Source organism: Streptomyces sp. ISL-99, from assembly GCF_018614005.1.
GTDB lineage: Bacteria > Actinomycetota > Actinomycetes > Streptomycetales > Streptomycetaceae > Streptomyces > Streptomyces flavidovirens.
This window is the reverse complement of sequence record NZ_JAGGPC010000025.1, coordinates 85,006-94,817: the sequence shown is the minus strand read 5'-3', so window position 1 is coordinate 94,817 and position 9,812 is coordinate 85,006. Positions and strand designations below refer to the sequence as shown.

General features: G+C 72.9%; 2 protein-coding genes. Both read left to right on the top strand.

Going from position 1 to position 9,812, the window contains the following annotated elements:
• The coding region (locus tag J7E91_RS15995) for a non-ribosomal peptide synthetase (RefSeq protein ID WP_214904291.1) at positions 1 to 4,146 on the top strand (4,146 nt) is incomplete at its 5' end.
• Positions 4,146 to 9,809, top strand: coding sequence for a non-ribosomal peptide synthetase (locus J7E91_RS15990; protein ID WP_251015735.1), 5,664 nt, complete (start codon positions 4,146 to 4,148; stop codon positions 9,807 to 9,809). The genes J7E91_RS15995 and J7E91_RS15990, both read left to right, overlap by 1 nt.
• Positions 9,810 to 9,812: the final 3 nt, after the last annotated feature.

Here is a 9,812-nt window from a genome sequence, read left to right as displayed (position 1 = left end):
GCCCTGTGGCAACGGGACCTGCTGGGCGACGAGAACGACCCCGACAGCGTCCTGGCCCAGCAGCTCGACTTCTGGCGCAAAGAACTCGCCGGCGCACCCGAGCTGCTGGAACTGCCGCTGGACCATCCCCGCCCCGCCGTCGCCGGCTACCGCGGCGCCACGGAGCACTTCGAGCTGGACGCAGAACTCCACACGCGCATCGTGGAGTTGGCGCGCGAGTGCGATGTCACGGTGTTCATGGTGCTGCAGGCCGGGCTCGCGACGCTGCTGTCCCGTCTGGGCGCGGGCACCGACATCCCGATCGGCACCGCGGTGGCCGGGCGCTCCGACGAGGCGCTGGAGGACCTGGTCGGCTTCTTCGTCAACACCCTGGTCCTGCGCACCGACGTGTCCGGCGACCCGACCTTCCGCCAGCTCCTGGCCCGCGTCCGGGAGACCGACCTCGCCGCCTACGCCCACCAGGACACCCCCTTCGAGCGGGTGATCGACGCGGCGGGGGTGCCCCGTGCCCTCTCGCACACCCCGTTCTTCCAGGTCTCCCTCAACCTTGCGGAGAGCGCGCCGGACGGGCCGGCCATGCCGGGGCTGCGGGTGGAATCCCAGCCGGTGGGCCTGGACGCCGCCAAGTCCGAGCTGGTCTTCGGCCTCACCGAGCGGCACACCGCCGATGGCGCCCCGACCGGTCTCACCGGGGCACTCACCTATGCCACAGACCTTTTCGAGCGCGCCGGCGCCCAGGCCGTCGCGCAGCGGCTCGTACGTGTGCTGCGGGCCATGGCGACCGCACCCGACCAGCCCGTTCACGGCGTCGAGATCCTTGCGGAGGAGGAGCGGCAGGAGCTGCTCGACCGCCGCAACGCCACCGAGCGCGAGGTCCCGGCGCTGACCATGCCGGAGCTGTTCGAGGCCCAGGCCGCCCGCGCCCCGGAAGGGGACGCCGTGGTGTTCGAGAACACCACCCTCTCCTACGGCGAACTCGACCGGCGCGCCAACCAACTGGCCCGCCTCCTCATCACCAAGGGAGTGGGGCCCGAACGCCTGGTGGCCCTCGCCATGCCCCGCTCGGCGGAGATGGTCATAGCGGCCATCGCCATCCACAAGGCCGGCGGCGCCTACCTGCCCATCGACCCGGAGTACCCCGCCGACCGCATCACCTACATGCTGGATGACGCACGCCCCACGTGCATCCTCACCACCTCCGGCGTCGGCCTCCCCGCCACCGAGCATCCCCGCATCCACGTCGGCGCTGGGGCCACCGACCACTTGCCGGACACGCCCGTCCATGACGGTGAACGCATCACCCCGCTGAACCTGCACCACCCCGCGTACGTCATCTACACCTCGGGGTCGACCGGCCGTCCCAAGGGGGTCGTGGTCACCCACACCGGCATCGCTTCGCTGGCATCGGCGCAGGCCGAGCGTTTCGAGGTGGGTCCGGAGTCCCGCATCCTGCAGTTCGCCTCCCTCAGCTTCGACGCCGCCGCCGCGGAACTCGTCGTGGCCCTCACCCAGGGCGCAGCCCTGGTCGTGGCTCCCCCCTCCCGCCTGGCCGCCGGAGGGGAGCTGACCGCGCTGCTCACCGAACAGCGCGTCACCCATGCCACGCTGCCCCCGGCCGTCCTCGGCGTGCTCCCTCCCGGCGGGCTCCCCGACGGCATGACGCTGATCGTGGCCGGCGAGGCCTGCCCGCCCGAGCAGGTCGGCCGCTGGTCAACAAGCCGCCGCATGATCAACGCCTACGGCCCCACCGAAGCCACCGTCTGCTCCACCATGAGCCAACCCCTGACCGGCACGACGGTCCCGCCGATGGGTGAGCCCATCACCAACGCCAAGCTCTACATCCTCGACAAGCAGCTGCGCCCGGTCGCCCCCGGCGTGCCCGGCGAGCTCTACACCACCGGCCCCGGACTGGCCCGCGGCTACCTGGACCGCCCCGCCCAGACCGCCGAACGCTTCATCGCCAACCCCTACGGCACACCCGGCACCCGCCTCTACCGCACCGGCGACCTCGCCCGCTACACCACCAACGGCACCCTCGAATACCTCGGCCGCACCGACAACCAAGTCAAAATCCGCGGCTTCCGCATCGAACTCGGCGAAATCCAGGCCGCCCTCACCCACGCCCCCGGCGTCACCGACGCGCTGCTGATGGTGCGCCAGGACGGCCCGAGCGGGCAGCAGCTGGTCGGCTACGTCACCGCCGGCCAACCCGCCCCCGACCCCGCCGACCTCCGCGCCCACCTGGCCGCCACCCTGCCCGACTACATGGTCCCGGCCGGCATCGTCGTCCTCGACCGCTGGCCCCTGACCCCCAACGGCAAGATCAACCGCACGGCCCTGCCCGCTCCCACCTTCACCGGGTCCACCACCACCACCGGACGCGCCCCCCGCACCCCCCGCGAAGAAAAGCTGGCCGGGATCTACGCCGATGTCCTCGGTCTCGACGCCGTCACCATCGACGACAACTTCTTCGAACTGGGCGGTGACAGCATCAGCTCGATGCGGGTGGTGTCCCAGGCTCGCGAGAGCGGCCTGACGCTGACGGTGCAGCAGGTCTTCCAGCACCGTACGGTCGCGGAGCTGGCCGACGTGGCCACTGAGGTGTCCGGTTCCGGCTGGTCCACCGCGGACGACGGCGTGGGGACCTTCCCGCTGACGCCGATCATGCACTGGCTGCGCGAGCTGGACGGCCCGGTGGCGGGCTTCAACCAGTCGGCGACGGTGCGCGTGCCGGCCGGGGCAGATCTGGACCGGCTGACCGCGGCGGTGCAGAGCTGGCTGGACCACCACGACATCCTGCGGCTGCGGATGACCACCGCCCAGAACGGGCCCTGGCAGCCGGTCGTGGCGGAGCGCGGGGCGGTGGCCGCCGGTGCGGTGCTGCACCGGGTGGACATCGCCGGGCTGCAGCCGCAGGAGCGGGACGCGGCCATGGCCGACGAAGGCGAGAAGGCACGGCTGCGACTGTCCCCGGAGGACGGCTCGGTGGTCCAGCTGGTCTGGTACGACCCCGGGCCCAAGGCGCCGGGGCTGCTGCAGATCGTGGTGCACCACCTGGCCGTGGACGGGGTGTCCTGGCACATCCTGGTGCCGGATCTGCGTGAGGCCTGGGAGGCGACGGCCGCCGGGCGCGGCCCGAAGTTCGCCCCGGTGACCACCTCGTTCCGGGCGTGGGCTCGGCGGCTCGCCGAGGCCGCGCAGGATCCTGAGTGGGAGGCCGGGCTGGATGTGTGGACGCGTGCCGCCGCCGGCGGTGCGGACGGCCCGGCGGTCACCGAAGCCCCCTTGGGCACGCGGGAGCTGGACCCGCGCCGTGACACCGCAGAGACGGTGCGGAATCTGGAGCTGAGCCTGCCCCCCGAGCGCGCCGAGCCGCTGCTGACGGCCGTTCCGGCGGCGTTCCACGCGAACGTGGGCGATGTGCTGCTGAGCGCGTTCGTCCTGGCGGCGCGCGAGTGGCGGCGTCGCCGCGGCGAGGCGGCGGACGGCGTACTGGTGGACCTGGAGGGGCACGGCCGCGAGGACATTATTCCGGGAGCCGAACTGTCCGGTACGGCGGGCTGGTTCACCAGCCTCTACCCGGTACGGCTGACCTCGGCCACCGCGGACTGGGCCGAGGTGCAGGCGGGCGGCCCGGCGGTCGGCGAGTCCCTCAAGCTGGTCAAGGAGCAGCTGCGGGCGCTGCCCGGCAACGGCGTGGGCTACGGCATGCTGCGTTACCTCAACCCGCGCGTCGGCCCCGTACTGTCACAGCTCCCGTCTCCGCAGCTGGGGTTCAACTATCTCGGCCGGTTCGAGGCGACGGACGTGGCGACCGGTGAGGGACGGCCGTGGACGATGGTCAGCGGACTGCCCTCGCCCGTGCCGCGGGACAGCGGTATGCCGCTGGCGCACCCCATCGAAGTCAACGCGCTCACCCAGGACCTGGCCGACGGCCCGCGGCTGCGGGTCACCTGGTCCTGGGCCGGCGGAATCCTGCTGGAGAAGGACGTCCGGGAGCTGGCCGAGCTGTGGTTCGCCGCCTTGGACGCCCTGACCGCCCACGCCCAAGGGGCCGCTGCCGGTGGCCACAGCCCTTCCGACCTCTCCCTCGGTCTCTCCCAGGCGGAGATCGACGAACTCGAAGCAGAACTGAGGATGCTCTGATGAACCGGCCCGCGCTCGAAGACGTGCTGCCGCTGACCCCGCTCCAGGAAGGAATGCTCTTCCACTCCCTCTACGACGATGGCGCGGTCGACGTCTACAACACCCAGATGGTCCTCAACCTGGACGGACCGCTGCGGGCAGAGGTCCTCAAGACCGCCGTCGTGGCGCTGATCCGCCGCCACCCCAACCTCCGCGCGGGATTCCGGCAGCGGCAGAACGGGCAGGCGATGCAGGTGATCCACCGCGAGGTGCCGCTGCCGTGGGAGGAGGTCGACCTCTCGGCCGGTGACGCCGCGGACGCCGAGGCGTACCTGGAGGAGCTGCTCGCCACCGACCGGATGCGCCGCTTCCCGCTCAGCCACCCGCCGCTGATGCGCTTCACCCTGGTACGGCTGGGCGCCGAGCGGCACCGGCTGGTGATGACCAGCCACCACATGCTGCTGGACGGCTGGTCCGTCCCGGTGCTGATCCGCGAGCTGTTCACGCTGTACGAGGGCGGCGGCGACTCGCCGCTGCCCCGGCCCGTACCGCACCGCAGCTACTTCAGCTGGCTGGCGCAGAAGGACGACGCGGAGTCGGAGCGGGCCTGGCGGGAGGCCCTGGACGGGCTGGCGGGTCCGACGCTGGCGTTCTCCGCCGACCCGTCGCGGGTGCCGGGCATGCCCGCGCGGGTGAAGACCTCGCTGTCCGCCGAGTTCGGCGCCGCCCTGGACGCGCTGGTGCGCGACCGCGGCCTGACGGTCAACCACCTCGTCCAGGGCGCCTGGGCCATGGTGCTGGCCCGGCTCACCCGCCGGGACGACGTGGTGTTCGGCACCCTGGTCTCCGGCCGCCCGCCGGAGATTCCCGGCATCGCGACGATGATCGGGATGTTCATCAACACCATTCCGGTGCGGGTGCGGCTGGACCCCGCCGAGTCGGTGCTCAAGAACCTCGACCGGCTGCGCCGGGAGCAGGCGGCGCTGCTGCCGCACCACCACCTGGGGCTGGGCCGCCTGCAGCGGACGGCCGGGCACGGCGACCTCTTCGACACCTTCATGGTGTTCGAGAACTACCCGGACGACGACGCGGCCCGCCCGTCCTACGCCGGGGTCCGGGTCGAGGTGGCCGGCGGCCACGACGCCGCGCACTACCCCCTGCGGGTCATCGCGGGGCTGGCCGGGCAGCGGCTGGTGATCGAGCTGGAGTACCAGCCGGACCTGATCGACGAGGACGAGGCGGAGGCGGTGCTCACCTCGCTCACCCAGGTGCTGACCGCCGTGGTGGCCGCTCCGGAGGGCAGCGCCGGGGACGTGGAGTTCACCCTGCCGTCGGCCTTCCGCCGTGCCGCCGCGCCCGCCGCGCCCGCCGAGGAGAGCGCCGGGGCGGCCACCGGGGACGAGGGCCCGGCCGACCCGGGACCGAGGGCCCCGCAGACGCCGGTGGAGGAGATCCTCTGCGGGCTGTTCGAGAAGGTACTGGGGCGGTCCTGCCCCTCAGTGGACGAGAGCTTCTTCGAGCTGGGCGGCCAGTCGCTGACCGCGATCCGGCTGCTGAGCCAGGTCCGCGCCGCCTTTGGAGCGGAGCTGTCGGTGCGGGCCGTCTTCGAGGCGCCGACGGTGGCCGGGCTGGCCGCGCAGCTGGCGCAGGCAGGCACGGCCCGGCCGCCACTGGTGGCGCGCGAGCGCCCCGAGCTGGTGCCCATGTCCTCTGCCCAGCGCGGCCTGTGGTTCGCGTTCCGGCTCAACGGGCCCAGCACCACCTACAACAACCCGCTGCCGCTGCGGCTCTCCGGGGACCTGGACCGCGCCGCGCTGACCGCCGCGCTCGCGGACCTGGTGGAGCGGCACGAGGTGCTGCGCACCCGCTTCGCCGAGCTCGCCGGCCAGCCCTGCCAGGTCGTCATGAGCCCCCAAGAGGCTGACATCCGGGTGGAGTTCGTCGAGCTGGCGGGCGAGCAGGACCTGCCGGGCGCGCTGGCCGAGGCGGCGGGCCACACCTTCGACCTGGCCGCCGAGGCTCCCCTGCGGGCGACGCTCTTCAAGGTGTCCGAGCGTGAGCACGTGCTGTATCTGCTCACCCACCACATCGCCAGCGACGGCTGGTCGATGGCTCCGCTGGCCCGCGACCTGTCCGCCGCCTACCGGTCCCGTACCGCGGGCCGGGTGCCGCGGTGGCAGCCGCTGCCGGTGCAGTACGCGGACTACGCGCTCTGGCAGCGCGAGCTGCTGGGCGCCGAGTCGGCCCCCGACAGTGTGGCGGTGCGCCAACTGGATTACTGGACCCGGGAGTTGATGGGCGTTCCGGAGCTGCTTCAGCTGCCTCTGGACCACCCGCGTCCGGCGGTGGCCGATCAGCGCGGCGCCAGCGTGCGCTTCGCCCTGGACGCCGCGTTGCACGCGCGGATCGCCGAGCTGGCCAAGCAGTGCGACGTCACGGTGTTCATGGTCGTCCAGGCGGCGCTGGCCGCGCTGCTCTCGCGGCTGGGCGCGGGCAGCGACATCCCGATCGGCGCGGTGCTGGCGGGGCGCACCGACGAGGCGCTGGACAGCCTCATCGGGTTCTTCGTCAACACCCTGGTGCTGCGTACGGATGTGTCCGGCGACCCGACCTTCCGCGAGCTGCTTGCCCGGGTGCGGGAGACGGACCTGGGCGCCTACGCCCACCAGGACCTGCCCTTCGAGCGGATCGTGGAGGCCGTCAACCCCGGCCGCTTCCTCTCGCACGCCCCGCTCACCCAGGTCACCCTGGTCTTCCAGAACAACGAGCGCGGCTCGCTGGACCTGCCCGGGGTGCGGGTCTCCTTCGAGGGCGAGGCGGCCGGCAACGCCCGCGTGGACCTGGCCTTCAACATGGGCGAGAACCACACCGGGGAAGGCGCCCCGGCCGGCATCGACGGCATGGTGGAGTACGCCGCCGGGCTGTTCGAGCCCCACACCGTACAGCGGCTGGCCGAGTGGCTGACCAGGCTGCTGGAGAGCGCCACCGCCGACCCCGGCACCGCGGTCTCCGCGCTGGAGATCCTCTCTGCCGACGAGCGCCGGGCGCTGCTGCAGAGCGGGTCCGAGGCGGGCGCGGCGGCCCCAGTGGGCACCTTCCCCGAGCTGTTCGAGGCACAGGTACGGCGCACCCCGCAGCGGTCCGCGGTGGAGTCCGCGGACGCCACCGTGACGTACGCCGAGCTCAACGAGCGGGCCAACCGCCTGGCCCGGCAGCTGGTTGCCCGGGGCGTCGGACCCGAGACGTATGTCGCGGTGGCGCTGCCCCGCTCGGCGCTGATGCTGGAGGGCGTGCTCGCCGTCATGAAGGCCGGGGCGGGGTATCTGCCGCTGGACCCGGGCTACCCGGCCGAGCGGCTGACCGCGATGCTGGCGGACAGCGCGCCGGTGCTGCTGCTGACCACCGAGGAGCTGGCGGGCCGGCTGCCGCGCGCCGAGGGTCTCGACGTGCTGCTGGTCGACGAGGCGGTCACGGCCGCCGAACGGGCCGCGCTGCCCGGGACGGACCTGGGTGACACCGACCGCCGGGCCCCACTGCGGGTCACCAACCCCGCCTATGTCATCTTCACGTCGGGCTCCACCGGCCGCCCCAAGGGCGTGGTGGTCAGCCACGCCGGGATCGGCGCGCTGGCCGCCAACCAGTCGGCCCACTACGGGGTGCTTCCCGAGAGCCGGGTGCTGCAGTGCGCCTCGCCCAGTTTCGACGTGTCGGTCGCGGAGTTCTGCCTGGCCCTGCTGTCCGGCGCGTGCCTGGTCGTACCCGCCCACACCCCGGCCGGGCCTCAGCTCGCCGCATTCCTCGCCGAGCAGCGCATCACCCACCTGCTGATCGTCCCCTCGGCGCTGGCGCAGGTACCGCGGACCGAGCTGCCCGAGCTCCGCACAATGATCACCGGCGCGGAGCCGCTCTCCCCCGAACTGGCCGAGTTCTGGGGCCGCGACCGGCTGCTGATCAACGCATACGGGCCCACCGAGGCCACCTGTGACGTGAGCTTTGCTCGGCGCCTGGTCCCCGACGCGGCCTCGGCGTCAATCATCGGCCGGCCCATCGACGGCAACCGGATGTACGTCCTGGACAAGGCGCTGCGGCCGGTACCGCCGGGCGCCGAGGGCGAGTTGTACATCTCCGGCGGCGGTCTGGCGCGCGGCTACCTGGCCAATCCCGGCATGACCGCGGAGCGCTTCGTCGCCGACCCGTACGACGGACCGGGCGCCCGGATGTACCGCACCGGCGACCTGGCGGCCTGGAACTCCGACGGGCAGCTGCAGTTCCGCGGCCGCGCGGACACCCAGGTCAAGGTCCGCGGCTTCCGTGTGGAGCTGGGCGAGGTGGAGGCGGCGGTCGCGGGCTGCGCCGGGGTCGAGCGGGCCGTGGTGATGGTCCGCGAGGACCGGCCCGGCGACCAGCGCCTGGTGGCGTATGTCGAACCCGACGACGGGCACGTGGAATTGACGATGCGCGCGCTGCGCTCCGAGGTCGCCGAGCGGCTGCCCGCCTACATGGTGCCGAGCGCCTTCGTCGTCATGGACCAGTGGCCGCTGACGCCCAACGGCAAGCTGGACCATCGGGCGCTGCCCGCGCCCGCGCAGCCCGCCACGGGCGAGTACCGGCCGCCGCGCTCACCGCAGGAGGAGCTGGTCTGCCGCCTGTTCGGCGAGGTGCTCGGTGTGGAGCGGGTCGGCGTGGACGACAGCTTCTTCGAGCTCGGTGGGCACTCCCTGCTCGCCACCCGGCTGATGCACCGCATCGGGCAGGCGCTGGGCCGCCCGCTGGAGCTGCGGGACATCTTCGCCTCGCCGACCCCGGCCCGGCTGTGCGAGCAGCTCGACGGGGACGGCGGCAGTGCCTTCGACGTGATCCTTCCGCTGCGCACCTCCGGCGGCGCGGCCCCGCTGTTCTGTGTCCACCCCGTCGCCGGCCTCAGCTGGCGCTACTCGACGCTACTGAACGCGCTCAGCGCCGACCACCCGGTGTACGGGGTGCAGGCCAGGGGGCTGGACGGGGCGGAGCCGCTGCCCGCTTCCATGGACGCGCTGGCCGCGGACTACGCCCGGCAGATCCGGGCGGTGCAGCCCGAGGGCCCGTACCACATCCTGGGCTGGTCGCTGGGCGGGATCATGGCGCAGGCCGTGGCCACCGCGCTGGAGGCGGACGGGCAGGAGATCGGGCTGCTGGCGGTGCTGGACACCTCGCCGCCCGAGCCCGGCGGCCCGGGGACCGGAACGCACGAGGAGATCCTCGCCCAGATGTACGAGGGGTACGGCAAGATCTACGGCATTCCGGGGGGCGCGCCCAAGGAGCCGACGCTGGACCAGATGCGCGCCCAGATCGTCGAGTGGTACGGAGAGGGCAGCAGCGAGCTGCGCTACCTGGGCCGCGAGCACCGGGCCGCCGCGCTGGAGGTGAGCGTCAACAACGCCTATCTGGCGGCGGAGCGGCGGCCGGATGTGCTGCGCTCGGACCTGACGCTGGTGCTGGCCACCCGCAAGCGCCTGGAGGCCGTGGTGCCCGAGGCGTGGGAGGAGTTCGTGGCGGGCCGGATCGAGATCGTCGAGGTGGACTGCGAGCACGCCCAGATGATGGATCCGGGTCCGGCGGAGCAGATCGCGCGGCTTGTCGCGCCGCGGATCGGACGCTCACGCGGATCCGGTGCGCGCACCGGAGAGGCGACCGAGGCTTCCTGAATC

Bases quoted from the DNA above. Each gene is read 5' to 3' on its own strand.
- J7E91_RS15990 (WP_251015735.1), top strand. From the start codon at position 4,146: ATGAACCGGCCCGCGCTCGAAGACGTGCTGCCGCTGACCCCGCTCCAG.